We start from the raw sequence: 20,506 nt of genomic DNA, 5'->3' as shown, positions 1-20,506 counted from the left end.
GTGGTCGAAATCTGTATCTGGCGAGGCGAGCCGTGAACATCGCTCTCAACGCGGAAGGCACTCCCCTGTCGCCTTACCTGCCCGACGAGCACGGGCTGTTCTTCATCTACCATTTCACCGCTGACGGCCTGCGCACCAAGGACGCGGCTGAGGCGCAATGGACGTGGCGCAGCTATCAGCTGTCCGACCTGCGCGCCCGCCGCGAGATCGCCGCCGAGCAGGCTTTGCCTGCGCCGGTTCGCGAAGCTTTTCTTGGCGCCAGCCAGGGCTGCCATATCGATCTCGAGGACGACTGGCTCTATGGCGACCTGCCGGACCTGCGCCACGATTATTCGGCGGAGGCACGCGGGCTCGGCCATTTCCGCTTCGCCCTCAACGACAAGACGCTGATCGGCGCGCGCAAGCAGCCGCTGGAATCGGTCGATCTCGTGCGCAAGGCGGTGGAAAGCGGCTCGCGCAAATTCCGCTCACCGGCCGACCTGATCGAGGCGGTCATGGGCCAGTCGCTCGACGGCATGGCGGCCGAGCTCCATGGCCTTGGCGATACGCTGGACGGCATCGAGGACCGTATCGTGCGCGATGCCTGGCACAGCGAGCGGCAGTCCCTGGTCGAGGCGCGCCGTCAACTCGTGGTGATCCATCGGCAGATGGCAACGCTGACCAACCTGTTCCGCCATCTCGACCATTCGCACCGCAACGAACTGCCTGACCCGATCAACGACATGGCGACGAGGCTGTCGCACCGGGCGCACACGCTCTATCACGACGGCGAGCAGTTGCAGGCACGCACCAGGCTGCTGCAGGACGAATTGATGGCCAAGCTGACGATGCAGTCCAACCAGCTGCTCTATGTGCTGTCGGTAATGACGGCGGTGCTGTTGCCGATGACCATCATTTCGGGCCTGTTCGGCATGAATGTCGGCGGCCTGCCGCTGGTCAACACGCCGATGGGGTTCTGGGTGGTCACGGCGGTTGCGGTCGTTATCGCGGCGGCCACCTATCTGTTCGTCAGGCGGCTCGGACGAATGTAGCCGCCAGGCCTAGGGATTTGACGCCGTGGCGCGAAGATCCTCGATGACAGTGCCGGCGGCAGCGACTTCCGCCTCATGGTCCGGTTCCCGCCAGGTCTCGGCAAGGCCAGCCGCATACCATTCCTGCATCGCCGGCAGGCTAAGCAATTGCGCGGGATAGGCGGCGGCCGCACCCTCGAAAGTGAGCCCATAGGACTGGACGCGGAATGCCACCGGGGCAAAGAAGGCGTCGACAGCGGTGAAATGGCCGCCGGCCAGAAACGGTCCGCCGAAGCGGGCAAGGCCATCGTTCCAGAGATCGCCCAAACGGAACAGATCCTGCTTCAGCGCAGCCGACATCGGCAACGGTTCTACGCGCAGGCCGCAATTCATCGGGCACGCGCCGCGCAAGGCGGTGAAGCCCGAATGCATCTCGGCGGCGGCGGAACGCGCCCAAGACCGTGCCCTGGCTTCGGCCGGCCACACACCATGATGGCGCTCCGCCAGATATTCGGCGATGGCAAGCGAATCCCAGACAGCCCAGCCGTCATCGACCAAGCAAGGCACGCGGCCGCTCGGCGAAAACGACCGGAAGAGATCGAAGCTCGGCCCGGTCGGGAACGGCGTCAATTTCTCCTCGAACGGAATGTCGAGAGCGCGCATCAGCACCCATGGCCGCAGCGACCATGACGAATAGTTCTTGTTGGCAATGTGCAGCACGTACATGGACGTCTTCCTATTTCGCGGCCGAGGCCACCGGGCGGATTTCACGGCCACGGAACATCGACCAGGAATACATCGCCAGCGCCGTCCAGATCAGCGCGAAGGCAATCGCCTGCGTGGTGCCGAAGGGCTCGTCGAAAGCAAGCACGGCGATCAGGAAAACCATGGTCGGCGCGATATATTGCATGATGCCGATGGTGGAGAGGCGCAGAAGCTTGGCACCGAAGGCGAACAGAAGCAGCGGCACGGACGTGACCGGGCCACAGCCGATGAGCAGTGCCGTGTCGGTGCCGTTGCTGGAGATGAAATGGTCCTGGCCGTTGGCGATCAGGAAGATGATGTAGCCAAGTGCGGGCACCGACAGCAGAAGCACTTCGAGCAGAAACCCCTGGCTTGGCCCGATCGGCAGCGTCTTGCGGAAGAAGCCGTAGGCGGCGAAGGAAAAGGCCAGCGCCAGCGACACCCAGGGCAGTTTGCCGGCATCGACCGTAAGCACGGCAACGGCGATCGCCGCCAGCACCACCGCCGCGATCTGCAGCCGGTCGAGCTTGTCGCCAAGCACCAGCGCGCCGACAACGATGACGACCAGCGGATTGATGTAGTAGCCGAGCGCGGTCTCGACGGTGCGGTCGACCGAGATCGCCCAGACATAGATGGCCCAGTTGATCGAAATCAGCGTCGCCGTCAGCGCCGCCATGCCGATGCTGCGCGGCGAGCGGATCGCTGCCTTGAAATCGGCGGTACGGCCGGCCCAGACCAGCACGCAAGCGGCGATCGGCACCGACCAGACGATGCGGTGGGCGATCACCTCGATCAGCGGCAGATGCGCGACCGCCTTCATGTAAAAGGGCAGCAGCCCCCATAGAAGATAGGCGCCGAGCGCCAGGAGGAAGCCGCTGCGGGCTTTGGCGTCTGCGTCGATCTGAGCGGTTTCAGTGGCCATGGGCCAACGCTATGGCCCAGCGGGATGCGCAAAACCATACCAAATTGCTGATGGATCAATGGATTTTTTCTTATGGGTGGGGAGGCGCCTCGACGTCTGTTCGCTGCTAGGTGGTTTTTTCGACAAGCTCGAAGAACAGCCGGTCCGGCACCCATTCATCATGCCTGAAGCTTGTCAGTTCTGCCGCAAGGTCGAGAGGAATGTCAAAAACATAGTCGTCGTCAACTTCCTCTTCCTCACCCTGCTTTGAAAAGACTTGTTGTCTCAGGGTTTCCAAAGAGGCCGGAACATCGCCTGTTGCGTGGAAGTCCCAGACATCCTGGTCACCGCTATGTCCGACCTTCCAGACAATGCTTCCATCTCGCCATAGTTCGGCGTGCGAGAACATGACATGCTCTTCTACGTGCACGACGATTAATTCTCGTCCTTTGGAAATTGCTGCGAGAAATTGATCGGGAGGACCCGGAAAGCGGCACTCGTCAAGAATGGCGATCGCCCAGTTCTCATTGGCGTAAATGCTCATCGGAGCGTCAAAAGCGTCGATTTGATCGCCGACCTCGAGTTGAAGCAGCGCCGCAGCCTCTTTTATGTTGAGACCGCGAAGGCCTAGCCAGCTGATAGAAAAGCCCATTCCTCCTACTCCGCCGCCACCAGCCCCGCCATCTCGCGGTTCTTCATCAGCTTGTAGACGATCGAATCCATCAGCGCCTGGAAGGAGGCGTCGATGATGTTTTCCGACACGCCGACCGTCCACCAGCGGGCGCCGGTGCCGTCATGCGATTCGATCAGGACACGGGTGATCGCCTCGGTGCCGCCATTGAGGATACGCACCTTGAAGTCGGCCAGCTCCATGTCGGCGATCTCGCCCTGGAACTTGCCGAGATCCTTGCGCAGCGCGATGTCGAGCGCGTTGACCGGGCCGTGGCCTTCGGCCACCGACATCTTCTCCTCGCCGTCGACCTCGACCTTCACGATCGCCTCCGAGACAGTCTTCAACTGGCCGTTGGCGTCGAAGCGGCGCTCGACCATGCAGCGGAACGAGGTGACGTTGAAGAACTCCGGCAGGCCGTGCAGCATCTTGCGCGCCAAGAGCTCGAAAGAGGCATCGGCGCCTTCATAGGCGTATCCCTCGGCCTCGCGTTCCTTGACCACGGAGATCAGCGCGTCGAGCCGATGATCGTCCTTGGGCACATCGATGCCGCGCCGCTTCAGTTCGGCGAGGAAATTGGCCTTGCCGCCCTGGTCGGAGACCATGACACGGCGGCGGTTACCGACGCTGTCTGGCGGCACATGTTCGTAGGTCGCCGGCTCCTTGGCCAGTGCCGAGGCATGGATGCCGGCCTTGGTGGCGAAGGCGGAAGCGCCGACATAGGGCGCCTGGGCCTCCGGCGCGCGGTTGAGCAATTCGTCGAAGGCGCGGGAAAGCCTGGAAATGCCGGTCAGCGCCTCGGCCGAGATGCCCGTTTCAAAACGATCGGCGAAGGCCGGCTTCAGCGCCAGCGTCGGCACGATCGAGACCAGATTGGCGTTGCCGCAACGCTCGCCGATGCCATTCAGCGTGCCCTGGATCTGGCGCACACCAGCCTCGACGGCGGCAAGGGAATTCGCCACCGCCTGGCCGGTATCGTCATGGGCATGGATGCCGAGATGATCGCCCGGAATGCCTGAAGCGATGACCTTGTCGACGATGGCGCGCACTTCCGAGGGCTGCGTGCCGCCATTGGTGTCGCACAGCACCACCCAGCGCGCGCCGGCATCGTAAGCGGTTTTGGCGCAGGCCAGCGCGTAGTCAGGATTGGCCTTGAAGCCGTCGAAGAAATGCTCGCAATCGACCATGGCCTCCTTGGCCGACGCGACCGCCGCTTCCACCGAAGCCTTGATGGCCTCGAGGTTCTCCTCATTGGTGCAGCCGAGGGCGACACGGACGTGATAATCCCAGCTCTTGGCGACAAAGCAGATGGCGTCGGACTTCGACTGCACCAGCGACGCCAGGCCTGGGTCGTTGGACGCCGACACCCCTGCCCGCTTGGTCATGCCGAAGGCAACGAACTTTGCCTTCGCCGTGCGCTTCTGCTGGAAGAAGGCGGTGTCGGTCGGATTGGCGCCGGGATAGCCGCCTTCGACATAGTCCATGCCGAACTCGTCGAGCAGCTTGGCAATCGCGATCTTGTCCTCGACGGAAAAGTCGATGCCCGGCGTCTGCTGGCCGTCTCGCAATGTGGTGTCGAAGAGATAGAGGCGTTGCTTTGTCATCGTTTTGTGGGCGCGCGTGCACCCCCCTCTGGCCTGCCGGCCATCTCCCCCTCAAGGGGGGAGATCAGCAGCATCAATGCCGAATCTTTTCCTGCAGCGCGGGAGATTTGCGAAAACCCCAATGACAGCCAATCTCCCCCCTTGAGGGGGAGATGTCCGGCAGGACAGAGGGGGGTGCCGCGCGCTGTCATTTCTTCCCCGCAAACCCATCCGTCGCGCGGATCAGCTGATCCAGAATCCCCGGCTCCGAATAGGAATGGCCGGCGCCTTCGATGAGATGGAAATCCGCTTTCGGCCAAGCCTTGTGCAACGCCCAGGCGTAGCGCGCCGGACACGGCATGTCATAGCGGCCGTGGACGATGGTGCCAGGAATATCCGCGAGCTTGTGCGCATCGCGCAGTAATTGCCCTTCCTCCAGCCAGCCGGCATGGACGAAATAGTGGTTCTCGATGCGGGCAAAGGCGATGGCGAAGTCATCCTCGCCGAACTTGTTGCTGGTTTCCGGTTCCGGCAGCAGCGTGATCGTCTCGCCTTCCCAAAGGCTCCAGGCAAGGGCGGCTTCCATCTGCGCCTTGCGGTCGGAGCCGACCAGCCGCTTGCGGTAGGCGGCCATCATGTCGCCGCGCTCAGCCTCGGGGATCGGTGCTTGGAAACGCTCCCACTTCTCGGGAAACATTTCGGAGACGCCGAACTGATAGTACCATTCGAGTTCGGCACGGGTCAGCGTGTAGATGCCGCGCACGACAAGCTCGCTGGCGCGGTTCGGATGCGTCTCGGCGTAGGCGAGCGCCAAGGTCGAGCCCCAGGAGCCGCCGAACACCAGCCATTTGTCGAAGCCGCACATCTCACGCAAGCGCTCGATGTCGGCGACAAGATGCCAGGTGGTGTTGGCCTCGAGCGAAGCGTTGGGCGTCGATTTCCCGCAGCCGCGCTGGTCGAACAGGATGACGTCGTAAAGTTTTGGGTCGAACAGCCGCCGATGTTTTGGCGAGAAGCCGCCGCCGGGACCGCCATGCAGGAAGACGGCCGGCTTGGCGCCCTTGGTGCCGGAGCGCTCCCAATAGATCTGGTGGCCGTCGCCGACATCGAGCATGCCGGACGCGAAGGGTTCGATTTCGGGATAGAGGGTGCGAAGTTCACTGCTCATGTCATTGCTCATATCTGCAGGCCGTGTGCCGGCCAGTCCGTGGTTTCGTGGTCAGGATGCTGGAAGGAGATGATCTGCTCCTGGCGGGTGTAGAAATCCGGATCCTGGTGGATCGGCTGGTCGAAGATGGTCTCCACCCACGGCAGCCGTACCGCGTAGTTGACCTGGATCTGCGGTGCGAGATCGGAGCGGTCGTCGAAGGCGCCGATGGCGATCTCCAGCGCGCCCGGCTGGCGATAGGTCAGCGGCGTGCCGCAGCGGGCGCAAAAGCCGCGATCGATGTTGACCGACGACTGGAAGTAGGTCGGCTCCTCACGCACCCATTCGACGCCATCCCTGGGGACCGTCACCAGCGCGCCGAAGAACGAGCCGAACTGCTTCTGGCACATGCGGCAATGGCAGATGGAGGGACGGCCGAGCTTGCCCTTGATGCGGAAGCGTACGGCGCCGCACTGGCAGCCGCCGGTTCTGATATCGTCGGTCATGGTCTTTCCTTTGGCGGCCATTGTTCGGTGTCGTGGTCGGGATGCTGGTAGGAGACGAGTTCGGCGAGATAAGGCGCCGAAGACATGTCGGCCATCGTGTCCTCGCCGGGCAGTTGCGGGATGGTGTCGACATAGGGCAGCTTTGCCTCTGTGCCCCACTGGATCAGCGGCACGATCTCGGCCGGATTGTCGAACGCCCCGATGGCGAGGCCGACGCCATCAGGCGCGGTAAAGGTCAGCGGCGTCCCGCAATTGGCGCAGAAGCCGCGATCGACATGGCTGGACGAGGCGAAATATTTCGGCTCGCCGCGCGTCCAGTCGAGCTTGGCGCCACGCACCGAAACCAGCGGCGCGTAGAAGGAACCGAACGCCTTCTGGCACATGCGGCAATGGCAGATCGAAGCGTCGCCCAATGTACCTTCGACGCGGAAGCGCACGGCGCCACATTGGCAGCCGCCGGTGTAGATCGGCCGGTTGTCGAGGCTCATCGCGTCTCACTCCGTTTCATATTCATTCCGGGGCATGGCAGACGGCCTCGACATTGTTGCCGTCGGGATCGAAGACGAAGGCGCCGTAATAGTTCGGGTGATAGTGCGGCCGCAGGCCCGGCCCGCCATTGTCCTTGCCGCCGGCGGCAAGGGCGGCGGCATGAAAGGCATCGACCTCGGCGCGGCTGCGCGCGGTAAAGGCGACATGCTGATGGGTCCTCGGCTCATCGGTACCGGCCTGCAGCCAGAACACCGGCCGGTCGCGGCCATAGCCACCGACCTTGGCTCCGCAGGTATATTCCAGCGGCACCATGTAGATCAGCGAAGCGCCAAGCGGCGCCATCGCCTGATCGTAAAAAGCCTTCGAAGCGTCGAAATCTGCAACGTTGATGCCAAGATGGTCGATCATGAAACAAGCTCCTCTCTTGCTGGTACCGGCATTTCGGCGGCGGCCAAGCCAGCCTCGATCACGATGTGCTGGCAGACATTGTCGATATCGCGGATGACGTCGTCGTTCCAGAAGCGCAGGATGGTCCAGCCCAGCGCTTCAAGCTTTCCGGCTCTTGCGGCGTCCGATGCCGAAGTTTCGGCCCGGCCGTGTTGAGAGCCGTCCAACTCGACGATCAGCTTTTTGGTGGGACAAGCGAAATCGACGATGTAACCTGCGATCGGCATCTGACGCCGGAAGGCCAGTCCCATGAGCCGGTGCGCCCTGATTTCATTCCAGAGTTTTAGTTCGGCATCGGTCATAGTTTTGCGCATCTTGCGCGCATGTCCGCGATTGATGGGAGATACGCGATAATGGGTCATCGCGAAGCGCCCCCCTCTGTCCTGCCGGACATCTCCCCCTCAAGGGGGGAGATCAGCAGTTTCGCCGACGGCGTCCAATCTTCAACGTCGGAGATTGGCGAAAGCCGAAGTGACATCCAATCTCCCCCCGTGAGGGGGAGATGTCCGGCAGGACAGAGGGGGGTGCCTGGCGCCAACTTCACCTTTTGATCTCCCAGGTCGTCACGCGGTCACCCGTCACCGGATCCTTGCCATCCTTCAACTGCACGCCTTGCGCCAGAAGCTCATCACGCACACGGTCGGCCTCGGGCCAGTTCTTCGCGGCGATCAGTTCCAGGCGTCGGGCGATGGCTTTGGCGACGCTGTCTTCATCCACCTCTGCGGAAGCGACGTCGAAGCCGAGGAACAGCAGCGATGCCTTCAGAGATGCGGCGGCTTCGTTGCCGTCCGCTGCCTCGCCGGCAAGCTGTGTGAGCTGCTGGAAGGCGGCATAGGTGGCGAGGTCGTCCGACAGCGCCGCAACGATCTCCGCCGGCACTTGCCCTGCGGCCGACGCGAGATCGGCTGCGCGCTTCCATTTGCGCAGCGTGTTCTCAGCCTCTTCCAGCTTGCGCACGGAAAAGTCGATCGGCTCGCGGTAATGCGTCATCAGCATCGCCAGCCGCAGCACCTCGCCAGGCCATTTGCGGCCGCCGAAAGTGTCGGTCTCCAGCAACTCGGCGATGGCGTAGAAATTGCCGAGGCTCTTCGACATTTTCTGGCCTTCGACCTGCAGGAAGCCGTTGTGCATCCAGACATTGGCCATGACGTCGGTGCCGTGCGCGCAGCGCGACTGGGCGATCTCGTTCTCATGATGCGGGAAGATCAAATCGAGGCCGCCGCCGTGGATGTCGAAGACATCGCCGAGATAGGCGGCCGACATTGCCGAGCATTCGATGTGCCAGCCCGGACGGCCCCTGCCCCATGGGCTTTCCCAGCCGGGCTCTTCCGGCGACGACAGTTTCCACAAAACGAAGTCGCCGGGGTTCTTCTTGTGCGCGTCGACGGCGATGCGGGCGCCCGCCTGCTGTTCGTCGAGATTGCGCTTCGACAGCTCGCCGTAATCCGGCATCGAGGCGGTGTCGAACAAGACCTCGCCGGCCGCGACATAGGCATGGCCGCGCTCGATCAGCCGCTCGATGAGTGTGATCATATCGGCCTTGCCGTCGGCGCGACGCGCGACGAACTCGGTGGCGCGCGGCTCAACCGTCGGCGGCAAGCAGCCGAGTGCCGCCACATCCCTATGGTACTGGTCGGCGGTCTTTTCGGTGACCCGGCGAATCGCCTCGTTGAGCGTCAGTTTTCCCGACGCAATCTCGGTGCCGAAATCACGCAGCGCGCGGGCATTAATCTTGTCGTCGACGTCTGTGATGTTGCGCACATACGTAACATGCGCCTCGCCGTAGAGGTGACGCAGCAAACGGAACAGCACGTCGAAGACGATCGCCGGCCGCGCATTGCCGATATGGGCAAAGTCGTAGACGGTCGGGCCGCAGACATACATACGCACATTCAGCGGGTCTATCGGAACAAACACGTCCTTCGCCCGCGTTAGCGTGTTGTAGAGGCTGAGACCCTTCGATGCGTCAGACATGCGTGCCCTTCCGGTCCGTTAAGTTCTGGGCCGAGCCTTACCAGTGCCAAGGCACAAATCGGGCTCCAGCCTGCTGGCCGGGGCGTTTGTCCACTCTGGGGAAAGATGAGGCGAAAACGTCCGGACCAGCGCGAGGCTAGCCAATAATGCAAATGCCACAAATGGCGAAAAACGTTTTCATGGGCGGCTTTATCGCCTTGGCCGGTGTTGCCGTCAAGTCGCAACTTCCGGCAAAAGCGTCGCTGGATCACAGGTCATGAGCCAGTGAAACATTTTATTAAACATGTCGGCACAGTCATGAAACATTCGCCGGCTAGTCCACCATAGGTCACGATTCGGTCAGATTCGACCGGCAAACGCAGACACGGAAATGTTACCAGGGAAGAGATTGATGTCACGAACCAAGCAGGAATCGAGCCGCGCCAAGCAACCGGCGCTCGCCAACCACTACCGAGCGATCGGCCCGGCCGCGATCGTCGCCGCCCTTCTGCACACTGCGAAGAAGAAGAAGCCGGCGCCGAAAATCACCTCGCCCCGCGCTGCCTGATAAGGCATCGGGCCGCCGACCGCCAACAAGGCGCGCGCCGGCATGGAAGGCTGAGGCGCCCTAGCGCGCTTGGGACCACAGCGCTTCCTAATTGAGCAAGGTCTTCCCGAAGACCCAAACTGGCTTCTTCGGTCGTGCTCTAAAACAGCGTCATCTGAGTGTCGTCCGCGCCGGGCTTCTGGCGCCTGACCTTCTCGGGCTCTGGCCCGACGACGCCCCTGTCCTGTATCTCTGGCCCGGTGTTGGCGACCTTGTTGACGAGGTCGGAGACCGGAATTGCCTCGAAGAAATCGGGCTGTGCGGGTCTGAGCAGGTCGACCACGTCGCGCGGCTCCAACGTGCGGCAGTCCAGCCAGCGATTGAAATCCTCAGGCGCGATCACCACCGGCATGCGGTCATGGATATGGGCGATGCCGGCATTGGCGTTGACGGTAAGGATAGCGCCGGTGTCCATCTCCGAACCACCTGGCTCGGCATAGGTTTCGATCAGCCCGGCAAAGGCGACAAGCCCGCCATGCCTCGGCCGTATCCAGTAGGGCTGACCCTTCTTGCCGCTACCGGATTGCTGCCATTCATAGAAGCCGGAGGCCGGCACCAATGCACGGCGATGGCGCATGGCGGCTTTGAACGAGGCCTTCTCCGCCGCACCTTCCGAACGCGCATTGAACAGCAGCGGAAATTCCCTGGTGTCCTTGACCCAGGTGGGGATCAGACCCCAGCGCACGAGCATCGCCTGGCGATCCGGAAAATTCGAGCCCGGCATGCGCGGCGGCCCTGACAGCGCCATCAGCACCGGTTGCGTCGGCGCGATGTTGTAGCGGGCCGGAAAATCCTCCAGCTCCGCCAGGCCGAGCAAGGCAGCGGTCTCGTCCGGCGTGGCCGTCAGGGCAAAGCGTCCGCACATACAACAAGCTCGATGAAATGATCCGACCCGCGAAAGTGGCGATGGAACCGGCGTTGCGCAACCGCTAAAGCTCAATGCCGCCAGCCGGTCCACAAGGGTCTGGCCTCGCACAGGCGAATCGAGACCAATGAACGAGCAGCGCAAGACAATCCCCGCGGTCTCCGTCGCCGTCGTGCGCGACACCACCGTGCTGCTGGTCAAGCGGGCGCGGCCCCCGTCGCAAGGGGTCTATGCCTTTCCCGGTGGCAAGGTCGAGCCCGGCGAAACCCTTGTGCAAGCAGCAGCGCGCGAATTGTTGGAGGAGACTGGGTTGCGGGCGATAGACTATCGTCCGCTTCGCGACATCCACATCGACGGCAGCGGCGAGAATCACCCGGTCGACTATCTGCTGACGGTGTTCGGCGCGGCCTATGCCGGTGGCGAGGCGACAGCCAGCGACGACGCCGAGACCGCCGCCTTCTATACGCTGGAGGAAATGACCGACATGCCGCTCGCGGGCGATGTGTTTGAGGTCGCTGAGGAGCTTCTGAGCTCAAGCGGTCCCGGTATCTGAACCCAGAGAATCGCCTTGCAGGCGACAAATTGTTTCGCCAGATAGACTTATGACCCGCGCCGCGCTGTTCCTCGCCGCATGCCTCGCCGCCAGCACCGCCGTGCAGCCGGCGCTGGCCGCCGAGTCGCCGTTCGAGCCCGGGCTGATGCGGCTGGCCGAAGTGCTGGGATCGCTGCATTTCCTGCGCAATCTGTGCGGCGAAAAGGGCGACCAGTGGCGCATCGAGATGGAAAAGCTGATCGATTCGGAAAATCCCGATCCCGAGCGGCGCGCCCGCTTCATCGCCAGCTTCAATCGCGGCTACCGTTCCTTCGGCGGCACATACACGCAGTGCACACCGTCGGCGACCGAAGCCATCAGCCGCTACATGAAGGAAGGCGAGACGCTGACGCGCGACATCGCTTCGCGCTACGGCAACTGACGCGCGCCAGACCGCGTTATAGCCAACACCTTTTCGAGCACCCCGCCTTGTATCCACGGCACGTTGGTGCAATCTTGGTGTTGCACTTTCGCAACAGTATTAACGAAACGTTAGCGTGCGGATGTGGAATTAACTCAAACTGAAGGTTTTCATCCCGCTCACCGGTCTAATCGGCTAAGTTTGAACCGGACCGAACGCAGGCGACGCAGTTTGTCAAAGACGATCAAAAAAATGTCGTATTTACAAATACTTACTTAGCCTGCGTGGAGATAGGGACAGCCCAAGCCGGATCCGACCCGTCGGATCGCCGCTTGAAAAGGGTGGACATCGCAATGGAACATGGCGTCAACGACATCGACGCGCTGGTCAGGGAAGAAAAGCGCCTGACCGCGGTGGAAAGCCATAGCGAGGCCTGGGCGGAAGGTCTGTCGGCCGGCATCGAGCCGGAAATCATCGCCGAGGCGGCACTTGAAACGGCATTCGGCGAGATGCTGCGCGCCAATGGCGAGACCTCGGCCCTTGCCCTGCTCGACCGCATGCGTGAGAAGGTGATCGCCGGCGCTTTCGAGCCGGAGCGGTTCCGGCACTAGAGCAATTCCAGGAAAGTGTGAGACCGCTATCCTTCCGGAATTGCGTCGACGCAAGGAGTTGGAGCGGCGCGTCCCTTGGACGCATAGCGGCGCCTGGCGCCATTGTTCTTTGACGAGGACGCGCCGTTTGGGCATCATGCCTGCGACCTGAGGGGCGCAGGCGCAAGGAGAGGCAAGCGGTGAATTTTTCGATGTCAGGCCAGCCTCGCGGACTGGTCCTCAGCATCTGGCTTGCCGCTTCCTACGCCGCGGTTCCACTGGCCCTTGTCCTGACAAGCAGCCCTGCCCACGCGCTGAGCGAGATCAAGCGCGAGGAGCTTCCGGCCCCCGCTGCGCCGCCAGCCAATGGTGAGGCAGCACCTTCCGAAAATTCCGTGCCCATGCCCGATCTGCCCGGCACGACGCCGCCAGCGGCCAGCCAGCCGGAATCGCCCGCAGAGCCCGAACAGAGCGAGCCAAAAGGGCCGACCGAGGATGGCGGCGTGGCCAACCCGCGTGCCGATCCCGAAGCGCCGGTACCCGAAGTCGTCTACGACCTTGCCAAATTGCCGGAGCCGGTCAGGCGCATGCACGCCCTGATGGTCGAAGCCTGCGTCAGCGGCGACATTGAGAAGCTGCGGCCACTGATCGGCACGGGCGACACCATGACCCAATTGTCGCTGGGCGAGATCGAGGGCGACCCGATCGCCTTCCTGAAGGGGCTTTCAGGCGACAAGGAAGGTCAGGAAATCCTCGCCATCATGGAAGAGGTGCTCAATGCCGGCTATGTCCATGTCGACGTAGGCACGCCGCAGGAACTCTATGTCTGGCCGTATTTCTTCGCTCTGCCGCTGGACAAGCTCGATGCCAAACAGCGGGTAGAGCTGTTCAAGATCGTCACCGCCGGCGACTATGACGACATGAAGCAGTTCGGCGCCTACATCTTCTACCGCGTCGGCATCACGCCCGCCGGGCAATGGACGTTCTTCGTCGCCGGGGATTGACCGGCCTTTCACCCTGGGATGGCCTACACGCCCGGCCAGATGCGCATTCCTTCACTTCGAAGGGCTGAAATCGCTTCGACTGCCGCGTTGGGATCCATTTGCAACACCTCGGCTGCATGCCGCAGTTCATTCTTGTCCTGCAGCCTGTTCACCACCCAAGCCACCTTGCGCTCGATATCCACACCGTACGCCGCCTTGGCCTTGCGAAGAGCATCGCTGGGGATTTCCTTGTAGACGCCGACCAGCACTCCAAGATCGATGGCATCGCGATACGCGATCGCGCGGTCCTGACATCGATCGGCATTGGCCAGCAACTTCTCGGCAAACATGTCCGAGGGAACCAGTGCAGACACATTCAGATCATCGTCGAAATGGCCTTTCAATTTGATGCGGCCTTCGCGGATGACTTCGAATTTGATCGTTTGCCCCTTCAACCGAACAACCGTCCTCAAGCCATATTGATCGATCTGGAAGTCTCGAACGGCCTCAACGGGCTCAGGAAAGAATGCTCTGATGCCGCGTTCGGCTGCAGAGGTCCGCAATTCGCGGTAGCCATCGCTATCGGCACACAGGAAGTCTACATCCAGTGAGCGGCGGTATTCCCCGAACTTCATGACAATGGCCGTCCCACCGCCGAACCAGCATTGGTTGGCGGTCAGGAAATCGCGATCCATCGATCCGAGAGCTTCGGCAATGATGCGATGTTCGGGCCTCTTGAATTCCTTCATGACGTCCGCCCGCGGTCTGCCCTGTCGATACCAAATCCGAGGAGAGAAAATCAGGAGATCGAAAACGACCTTCAGCCAGCGGTCAAAAGGACGCCATGACCGAATTTGTTGGCCAGATTCTGGATAAGCAGCTTTTCGCGCGCCGTAAGGCGCTTCTGATCGACAAACCGCCAATTGCGCTCATATAGAGCAAACGCCTCTTCAGCCGGAATTGGGCGCGCAGCGTCACGGTTCCAGGCGAGCGCCTGGAGTTCCGGAAATTCGGCAGGGACAATCATTGGCGCGATGTCAGCGTTCATAACCCACTTAACGTAGTGGATAGTGCTTAAAAAATCCAATCCGGTCGAAATAGCTACCTCGCCAGCGCCTCGGAAAACTCCACTGCCCTGCCCTGCCCTGGCGTGACGATCTCGCCGTCCCACATGATGCGGCGGCCGCGCACGATGGTGCCGACCGGCCAGCCGGTGACTTGCTTGCCGTCATAGGGCGTCCAGCCGGCCTTAGAGCCGGCCTGCGCGTTGGTGATGGTCTCGCGGCGCTTCATGTCGACGATGGTGAAATCGGCGTCGTAGCCGGCGGCGATGCGGCCTTTTCTCGCCATGCCGAAAATGCGCTGCGGGCCGTGGCTGGAGAGGTCGACGAAACGCTGCAAGGTCAGCCGGCCTGAATTGACGTGGTCGAGCATGATCGGCACCAGTGTCTGCACCCCGGTCATCCCCGACGGCGAGGCCGGATAGGGCTTTGCCTTCTCAGCCAGCGTGTGCGGAGCGTGGTCGGAGCCCAGCACGTCGACAATGCCTTGCGCAATGCCATGCCAGACGCCGTCGCGATGACGCGCCGCCCGCACCGGCGGGTTCATCTGGATCAGCGTGCCGAGCCGCGCATAGTCGTCCGCGGTGAGCGTCAAATGGTGCGGTGTCGCCTCGCAGGTGGCGACATCCTTGTGCTGCTCGAGGAATACGATCTCTTCCGCGGTGGAGATGTGCAGGACATGGATGCGCGCGCGGGTGTTTCGCGCGATGCGCACCAGCCGCTCGGTGCAGCGCAAGGCAGCGATCTCGTCGCGCCAGACGGGGTGCGAGGACGGATCGCCCTCGACGCGCAGGCCAAGGCGCTCGCGCAGGCGGAACTCATCCTCGGAGTGGAAGGCGGCGCGGCGGCGGGTGTTGCGCAGGATCGATGCCACACCCTCGTCGTCCTCGACCAGCAAGTCGCCGGTGGACGAGCCCATGAACACTTTTATCCCGGCAGCACCCGGCAGCCGCTCGAGTTCGCCGACATCATTGGCGTTTTCGCGCGTGCCACCGACCCAGAAGGCGAAGTCGCAGTGCATGCGGCTGGTAGCGCGCCGCACCTTGTCGGCAAGCGCTGCTTCGCTGGTGGTGAGCGGGTTGGTGTTGGGCATTTCGAACACTGCGGTGACGCCACCCAGAACGGCGGCACGTGACCCTGTCTCCAGATCTTCCTTGTGCTCCAGCCCCGGCTCGCGGAAATGCACCTGGCTGTCGACGACGCCCGGCAGGATGTGCAGGCCGTGGCAGTCGATCGTTTCGCCGGCCGAAGCCTGGCGGAGATCACCTATCGCGGCGATGCGACCATCCTTGACGCCGACATCGCGCGCGCCCTCGCCGTCATGGTTGACCACCGTGCCGCCTGTCAGGATGAGATCGTAGGTGGTTGCCATGGGCGTTCGGTCTCTTGCGGGGGGAGTGCCGTCGGCTTACGTAAAGGCCGACCCTTTTGCAAGATCAGGCTTCATTTCAACCCATGCCCTTTGCCCTACTCAAAGACCGCGCCCTCATTTCCGTGTCAGGCCAGGATGCCGAGCATTTCTTGCAGAACATCCTCACCACCGACCTCGATACGCTGGCCGCGGGCGAAGCCAAACCTGGCGCATTGCTGTCGCCGCAAGGCAAGATCCTGTTCGATTTCCTCATCTCGCGCAGCGGCGAGAATGGCTTCCGGCTGGAATGCCGCGTCGATGTCGCCGACGATTTCCTGCGCCGGCTTATGCTGTACCGGCTAAGGGCGAAAGCCGATATTGCCAAACAGGATCAGACGCTTGTCACCGTATCGTGGGATGATGATTCAACCGCTTCACATTCTGATTCAACGGCGCTCGCCGACACGCGCTTCCGCAATATCGCGATCAGGCGCTCCTATGGTGGCGCGGCAAAGGACGGCAGTGATCCGGGTACTTGGTTGGAGATACGCATCGCCAATGGCATTGCCGAAAGCGGTTCCGACTACCAGCTCGGCGACGCCTTCCCGCATGACGTGCTGCTCGACGAAACCGGCGGCGTCGGCTTCAAGAAAGGCTGTTATGTCGGCCAGGAAGTGGTCTCGCGCATGCAACATCGCGGCACCGCCAGGCGGCGCGTGCTGATCGTTTCGGCCGACCATGCCTTGCCGGCGCCGGGCACGGAGCTGACGGTTGCCGGGCGGCCGGTCGGCACGCTCGGCGCGAGCGAAGGCACGAGCGGCCTCGCCATTGTCCGCATCGACCGGATCAAGGCGGCGCTCGATGCCGGCCAGGCGATCCTGGCGGGGGACGTCGCCGTTTCGCTCGCTATTCCCTCCTGGGCAAAGTTCAGCTTTCCCAGGGAAGCGGTCGGCGCGGAGGACGCCTGATGGCCGCCGATCGTGTCGGGGCGCCGCCGCGCGCCTGGCAGCGCATGCTGTCGGGGCGGCGGCTCGATCTGCTCGACCCCTCGCCGCTCGACATCGAGATTTCCGATATCGCCCATGGACTTGCCCGCGTCGCCCGCTGGAACGGCCAGACGCGCGGCGATCATGCCTTTTCGGTTGCCCAGCATTCGCTGCTGGTCGAGGCGCTTTTTGGCGAATTGCAGCCGGACGCCACGGCCAATGCGCGGCTGGCAGCACTGCTGCACGACGCGCCGGAATATGTCATCGGCGACATGATCTCGCCGTTCAAGTCGGTGATGGGCGGCTCCTACAAGGACTGCGAAACGCGCCTGCAGCGGGCCATCCACCAGCGCTTTTCGCTGCCGCCGGAGCTCGGCGTCGGCCTGCGCAAGGAAATCAAGCGCGCCGACCAGGTCGCTGCCTACTATGAAGCGACGCTGCTTGCCGGCTTTTCGACCGCGGAGGCAACCGAGTTCTTCGGCCGGCCGCGCGGCTTCAATGCGGACCATTTCGATTTCACGCCGCGCTCGGTGACCTCGGCGCAGGCTGCCTTCCTCAAGCGTTACGCGACGCTCGAAAAGCAGCGCCAGGCAATTGTTGCTGTGCATTCGGCGCAGTGAGCATACGCTAAATTAACCAGCGGTAACCACAGTACCGGGTTCGATCACGGTCAGCAGGTACGCCTCATGTCCGTTGCGCACGTCAAGGGTGGTTCGCCCGTCCGCAGACGGGGAGCCGGAGGCGTCGCCGCGCCACGGCAGATCGCGGACGAATTGCGCCACCAGAACGAGCGCTTTTCGGCGGCCGTCGAGAACATGTCGCATGGCCTGTGCATGTTCGATGCCGACGAGCGGATGATCATCTGCAACGGCAACTATCTCAGCATCTTCTCCCTCGATGCGAAGATCGTGCGGCCCGGCATCCCGTTCCTGGACATTCTCCAGCACAGCGTCGACATCGGTGTCGCCTCGCAGAGCGCCGCAGACCTCTATGCCATCCGCAAGCCCTATATCGAGCGCGCGCAGGCCTCGACCTACGAGGAAATCCTGTCCGACGGCCGCATCATCTCCATCACACATCGGCCACTGGCTTCGGGCGGCTGGGTGTCGATCTATGAGGACATCACCGAGCAAAGATGGGCCGAGCAGGAACTGAAGGAGCAGCACCGCCGCTTCGATGCGGCGCTCGCCAACATGTCGCAAGGCCTGTTGATGTATGACGCCGACGGTACGCTGATCGTGCGCAACCAGCGCTTCTTCGACCTCTACAACGTGACACCCAGCGACTTCCCGCTCGGCATGAGCCATCGAGCCCTGCTCGAACAGTTGGTGCGTCTGCGCATCTATCCGTCGATCGACATCGACGGCGAGATCTCCAAGACCAGAGCCAGCCTGCAGGCCGGCGAAACGCGTTCGACAAACCGCAGCCTTGCCGATGGCCGAACATTGCTGATTGCGCGCCGGCCGCTTGCCGGCGGCGGCTGGGTGGCGACCTTCGAAGACATCACCGAGCGCCGGCGCGCCGAAGAGCGCATGAGCCACCTTGCTCACTACGACACGCTGACCGACCTGCCCAACCGCTCGGTGTTTCGCGAGCGACTAGACCAGGCGCTTGGCGAAATCCCTGCTACCCCGCTGGCGATCTTCTCGCTCGACCTCGATCGCTTCAAGGCCGTCAACGACACCTGGGGACACCCGGCCGGCGACTGGCTGCTGAAATGCGTGGCCGAGCGGCTGCGGCACAGCCTGCGCAGCGACACAGATGTGGTCGCACGTCTCGGCGGCGACGAGTTCGCCATCTTGCAGTTCAATCCCAAAGGTGCCAGCGATGCAGAACAACTGGCAAAGCGCATTGTCGCTGTTGTCAGCCAGCCGTTTCGCGACAAGAGCCGCGACATGCATGTCGGCATCAGCCTTGGCATTGCGCTGTATCCCGGTGACGGCAAGGACGCCGACACCCTTTTGAAGAACGCCGACATGGCGCTCTACAGGGGCAAGAGCGAAGGCCGCAACGTCTACCGCTTTTTCGAACCCGGCATGGATGCCTTGGTGCGGGAGCGCCGGGCGCTCGAAACCGATCTCGAGACGGCACTGAAGCGGCAGGAATTCGTCCTGGACTTCCAGCCGATCACCAACATTGCGTCGGGCGAAATCGTCGGCGCCGAAGCATTGATGCGCTGGAATTCCCCGACGCGCGGCCTGGTGGCGCCCGACGATTTCATCGCCGCCGCCGAAGACAGCGGGCTGATCGTTCCGCTGGGCGAATGGGCGCTGAAGCAGGCCTGCAGCGTGGCCGCCGGCTGGCCGCCCGAAATGCGCATCGCCGTCAACGTCTCGGCCGTGCAGATCAGAAGCGCCGACTTTGCCCGCAGCGTGATTTCGGCGCTGTCCGTTTCCGGCGTGCCGGCCAGGCGGCTTGAGCTGGAGATCACCGAAACCGTGTTGATGGATGAGAGCAAGACGGTGCTGAAGACGCTGAGGCAGCTGCGCGAACTCGGCGTCCGCATTGCCCTCGACGATTTCGGCACCGGCTATTCGTCGCTTGGCTATCTCAGGCGTTTCCCCGTCGACAAGATCAAGATCGACCGCTCCTTCATCCATGACATCGACAACCGGGATACGGCGGCGATCGTGCGGACGATCATCGGGCTTGGCGCCGAACTTGGCATCACCGTCACAGCCGAAGGCGTCGAGACCGAAGCGCAGCTCGACATATTGCGCAAGGCTGGCTGCGTCGAGGCGCAGGGTTTTCTCATCGGCGTGCCGTCAAAGGCGGCCGACATGGCCCGACTGCTCAAGTCGAGGGCAGCGTCCCGGCCCGCCTGAACATCCCCGGCGACATCCCATGCGCCGCGCGGAAGGTGCGTGACAGATGGCTCTGGTCGGAGAAGCCGGCCGCAAAGGCGGCATCGGCGAGATCCGAACCGTTCTGGATCAAGACATTGGCGCGGCGAAGCCTGCGGTCGCGGATGAAGGCCGCGGGCGTAAGACCCAGCACCTTCCTGAAATCCCGGATGACCTGAAAGCGCGTCACGCCTGCGGCTTCGGCGAGTCGTTGCAAATCGAGGTCCGCGCTCAGATGGTCCTCGATGACCTGTTCATAGACCTGGAGCCGGCTTTTCGATCCGAAGCTTTGGACCGCCTCGCGCCGCCGGCCGCCCCAATCGCCATGGCGCAGGATAAGCTTGCGCAAGGCGATCAGCATGGATGTCTCGGCACTCGTCACATCGCCTGATGTCGAGCTTTGGTGTGCGGCGGCCACCGCCTGGACGAGATCGGGATCATCGACGATCGATTGCGAAAACAGTGGCGCGCGATCCTGTCCGAGTTCTGCAGCGATCGCGCCCATGAGTGAGGTCGAGGGATAGAAGGTGCGATAGGCCCAGCCCTGCTCGGCGCCCGCCTCGCCGTCATGCCAAACCTCCGGATTGACGAGGAGGAACGTGCCCGAGGGCGCGGAGACGGTCTCGTTGCCGATGCGGACACGCTCGCACCCTTGCGTGATCAAAGCGACGACATAGGTCGGGTGCGTGTGCAGCTGGTAGCGATGCCGCGTAAAACGCGCCTTGAGCATGCCAAGATCGCGAAAGCGCGGATGACGCCAGAACTGCGTTGTCTCCTGCGGCTCCTGAATTCCCGACACGGTCAATCCTGTTCAAGA

Annotated in this window: 24 protein-coding genes; 9 read left to right on the top strand and 15 right to left on the bottom strand. The window is 62.7% G+C overall.

The window, feature by feature from the left end; genetic code table 11:
- Window positions 1-32: 32 nt before the first annotated feature.
- Complete coding sequence (locus tag AC1DYJ_RS18780) at window positions 33-1,031, top strand: transporter (protein WP_477285901.1); 999 nt, start codon at window positions 33-35, stop codon at window positions 1,029-1,031.
- A 9-nt stretch (window positions 1,032-1,040) separates the two neighbouring features.
- Here AC1DYJ_RS18780 and AC1DYJ_RS18775 read toward each other — a convergent pair whose 3' ends face one another.
- From AC1DYJ_RS18775 to cysS, 10 genes are all read right to left on the bottom strand, one after another.
- The gene (locus tag AC1DYJ_RS18775) at window positions 1,041-1,736 is read right to left on the bottom strand and encodes a glutathione S-transferase family protein (protein ID WP_477285899.1); all 696 of its coding nucleotides are present in this window, start codon (window positions 1,734-1,736) and stop codon (window positions 1,041-1,043) included.
- 10 nt (window positions 1,737-1,746) lie between these two features.
- The gene (rarD, locus tag AC1DYJ_RS18770; protein WP_477285897.1) at window positions 1,747-2,676 is read right to left on the bottom strand and encodes an EamA family transporter RarD; all 930 of its coding nucleotides are present in this window, start codon (window positions 2,674-2,676) and stop codon (window positions 1,747-1,749) included.
- A 106-nt stretch (window positions 2,677-2,782) separates the two neighbouring features.
- Window positions 2,783-3,307 carry a hypothetical protein gene (locus tag AC1DYJ_RS18765; RefSeq protein WP_477285895.1) on the bottom strand — a complete coding sequence of 175 codons (525 nt, stop codon included), beginning with the start codon at window positions 3,305-3,307 and terminating at the stop codon, window positions 2,783-2,785.
- Between the two features lie 5 nt (window positions 3,308-3,312).
- Entirely contained in the window at window positions 3,313-4,929 is a 1,617-nt protein-coding gene (cimA, locus tag AC1DYJ_RS18760; protein WP_477426183.1) for a citramalate synthase, read from the bottom strand.
- Window positions 4,930-5,116: 187 nt separating this feature from the next.
- Window positions 5,117-6,076, bottom strand: a complete 960-nt coding sequence (gene pip, locus AC1DYJ_RS18755; RefSeq protein ID WP_477285891.1) for a prolyl aminopeptidase — start codon at window positions 6,074-6,076, stop codon at window positions 5,117-5,119.
- Window positions 6,077-6,084: 8 nt separating this feature from the next.
- Entirely contained in the window at window positions 6,085-6,561 is a 477-nt protein-coding gene (locus tag AC1DYJ_RS18750) for a GFA family protein (protein WP_477285889.1), read from the bottom strand.
- Window positions 6,558-7,049 (bottom strand): GFA family protein, encoded by a 492-nt coding sequence (locus tag AC1DYJ_RS18745; RefSeq protein WP_477285887.1) that lies wholly within the window; start codon window positions 7,047-7,049, stop codon window positions 6,558-6,560. Before AC1DYJ_RS18745 ends, AC1DYJ_RS18750 begins: the two co-directional genes overlap by 4 nt.
- A 22-nt stretch (window positions 7,050-7,071) precedes the next feature.
- Entirely contained in the window at window positions 7,072-7,458 is a 387-nt protein-coding gene (locus AC1DYJ_RS18740) for a VOC family protein (protein ID WP_477285885.1), read from the bottom strand.
- Window positions 7,455-7,859 carry an endonuclease domain-containing protein gene (locus AC1DYJ_RS18735; protein ID WP_477285883.1) on the bottom strand — a complete coding sequence of 135 codons (405 nt, stop codon included), beginning with the start codon at window positions 7,857-7,859 and terminating at the stop codon, window positions 7,455-7,457. The genes AC1DYJ_RS18740 and AC1DYJ_RS18735 overlap by 4 nt, the downstream gene beginning before the upstream one ends.
- 178 nt (window positions 7,860-8,037) lie before the next feature.
- Window positions 8,038-9,471: a cysteine--tRNA ligase gene (cysS, locus tag AC1DYJ_RS18730; RefSeq protein ID WP_477285881.1), complete on the bottom strand. Its 1,434-nt coding sequence runs from the start codon at window positions 9,469-9,471 to the stop codon at window positions 8,038-8,040.
- 391 nt (window positions 9,472-9,862) lie between these two features.
- On the opposite strand from cysS, the gene AC1DYJ_RS18725 reads away from it, so the two are divergent.
- Window positions 9,863-10,018: a hypothetical protein gene (locus AC1DYJ_RS18725; RefSeq protein ID WP_112560752.1), complete on the top strand. Its 156-nt coding sequence runs from the start codon at window positions 9,863-9,865 to the stop codon at window positions 10,016-10,018.
- Between the two features lie 139 nt (window positions 10,019-10,157).
- Here the strand turns inward: AC1DYJ_RS18725 and AC1DYJ_RS18720 are convergent, their stop codons facing one another.
- Window positions 10,158-10,922 carry an SOS response-associated peptidase gene (locus AC1DYJ_RS18720; RefSeq protein WP_477285879.1) on the bottom strand — a complete coding sequence of 255 codons (765 nt, stop codon included), beginning with the start codon at window positions 10,920-10,922 and terminating at the stop codon, window positions 10,158-10,160.
- Window positions 10,923-11,049: 127 nt separating this feature from the next.
- On the opposite strand from AC1DYJ_RS18720, the gene AC1DYJ_RS18715 reads away from it, so the two are divergent.
- From AC1DYJ_RS18715 to AC1DYJ_RS18700, 4 genes are all read left to right on the top strand, one after another.
- Complete coding sequence (locus AC1DYJ_RS18715) at window positions 11,050-11,475, top strand: NUDIX hydrolase (RefSeq protein WP_477285877.1); 426 nt, start codon at window positions 11,050-11,052, stop codon at window positions 11,473-11,475.
- A gap of 49 nt (window positions 11,476-11,524) precedes the next feature.
- Window positions 11,525-11,896, top strand: coding sequence for a TIGR02301 family protein (locus tag AC1DYJ_RS18710; RefSeq protein WP_477285875.1), 372 nt, complete (start codon window positions 11,525-11,527; stop codon window positions 11,894-11,896).
- A gap of 332 nt (window positions 11,897-12,228) precedes the next feature.
- Complete coding sequence (locus tag AC1DYJ_RS18705) at window positions 12,229-12,486, top strand: hypothetical protein (RefSeq protein ID WP_023673564.1); 258 nt, start codon at window positions 12,229-12,231, stop codon at window positions 12,484-12,486.
- Between the two features lie 179 nt (window positions 12,487-12,665).
- A complete protein-coding gene (locus AC1DYJ_RS18700) occupies window positions 12,666-13,469 on the top strand; it encodes a hypothetical protein (RefSeq protein WP_477285873.1) in 804 nt (267 codons plus the stop codon).
- Between the two features lie 23 nt (window positions 13,470-13,492).
- Here the strand turns inward: AC1DYJ_RS18700 and AC1DYJ_RS18695 are convergent, their stop codons facing one another.
- The 3 genes from AC1DYJ_RS18695 to AC1DYJ_RS18685 all read right to left on the bottom strand — a co-directional run bounded on the left by AC1DYJ_RS18695 (window position 13,493) and on the right by AC1DYJ_RS18685 (window position 15,881).
- Entirely contained in the window at window positions 13,493-14,197 is a 705-nt protein-coding gene (locus AC1DYJ_RS18695) for a nucleotidyl transferase AbiEii/AbiGii toxin family protein (RefSeq protein WP_477285871.1), read from the bottom strand.
- Between the two features lie 71 nt (window positions 14,198-14,268).
- A complete protein-coding gene (locus tag AC1DYJ_RS18690) occupies window positions 14,269-14,496 on the bottom strand; it encodes a hypothetical protein (RefSeq protein ID WP_477285869.1) in 228 nt (75 codons plus the stop codon).
- A gap of 53 nt (window positions 14,497-14,549) precedes the next feature.
- Window positions 14,550-15,881 (bottom strand): dihydroorotase, encoded by a 1,332-nt coding sequence (locus tag AC1DYJ_RS18685; RefSeq protein ID WP_477285867.1) that lies wholly within the window; start codon window positions 15,879-15,881, stop codon window positions 14,550-14,552.
- A gap of 83 nt (window positions 15,882-15,964) precedes the next feature.
- Here AC1DYJ_RS18685 and ygfZ point away from each other — a divergent pair, with 83 nt between their 5' ends.
- The 3 genes from ygfZ (at window position 15,965) to AC1DYJ_RS18670 (ending at window position 19,671) form a co-directional block, all read left to right on the top strand.
- A complete protein-coding gene (ygfZ, locus tag AC1DYJ_RS18680; RefSeq protein WP_477285865.1) occupies window positions 15,965-16,828 on the top strand; it encodes a CAF17-like 4Fe-4S cluster assembly/insertion protein YgfZ in 864 nt (287 codons plus the stop codon).
- A complete protein-coding gene (locus tag AC1DYJ_RS18675) occupies window positions 16,828-17,466 on the top strand; it encodes an HD domain-containing protein (RefSeq protein WP_477285863.1) in 639 nt (212 codons plus the stop codon). Before ygfZ ends, AC1DYJ_RS18675 begins: the two co-directional genes overlap by 1 nt.
- 66 nt (window positions 17,467-17,532) lie before the next feature.
- The gene (locus tag AC1DYJ_RS18670) at window positions 17,533-19,671 is read left to right on the top strand and encodes a putative bifunctional diguanylate cyclase/phosphodiesterase (protein WP_477285861.1); all 2,139 of its coding nucleotides are present in this window, start codon (window positions 17,533-17,535) and stop codon (window positions 19,669-19,671) included.
- Here the strand turns inward: AC1DYJ_RS18670 and AC1DYJ_RS18665 are convergent.
- Window positions 19,640-20,488 (bottom strand): AraC family transcriptional regulator, encoded by an 849-nt coding sequence (locus AC1DYJ_RS18665; protein WP_477285859.1) that lies wholly within the window; start codon window positions 20,486-20,488, stop codon window positions 19,640-19,642. The two genes, AC1DYJ_RS18670 and AC1DYJ_RS18665, sit on opposite strands and share 32 nt — an antisense overlap.
- Window positions 20,489-20,506: the final 18 nt, after the last annotated feature.

The organism is Mesorhizobium sp. P2_B11, assembly GCF_056404855.1.
The sequence above is the reverse complement of the archived record's forward strand: the minus strand, read 5'-3'. Positions and strand labels throughout refer to the sequence as shown.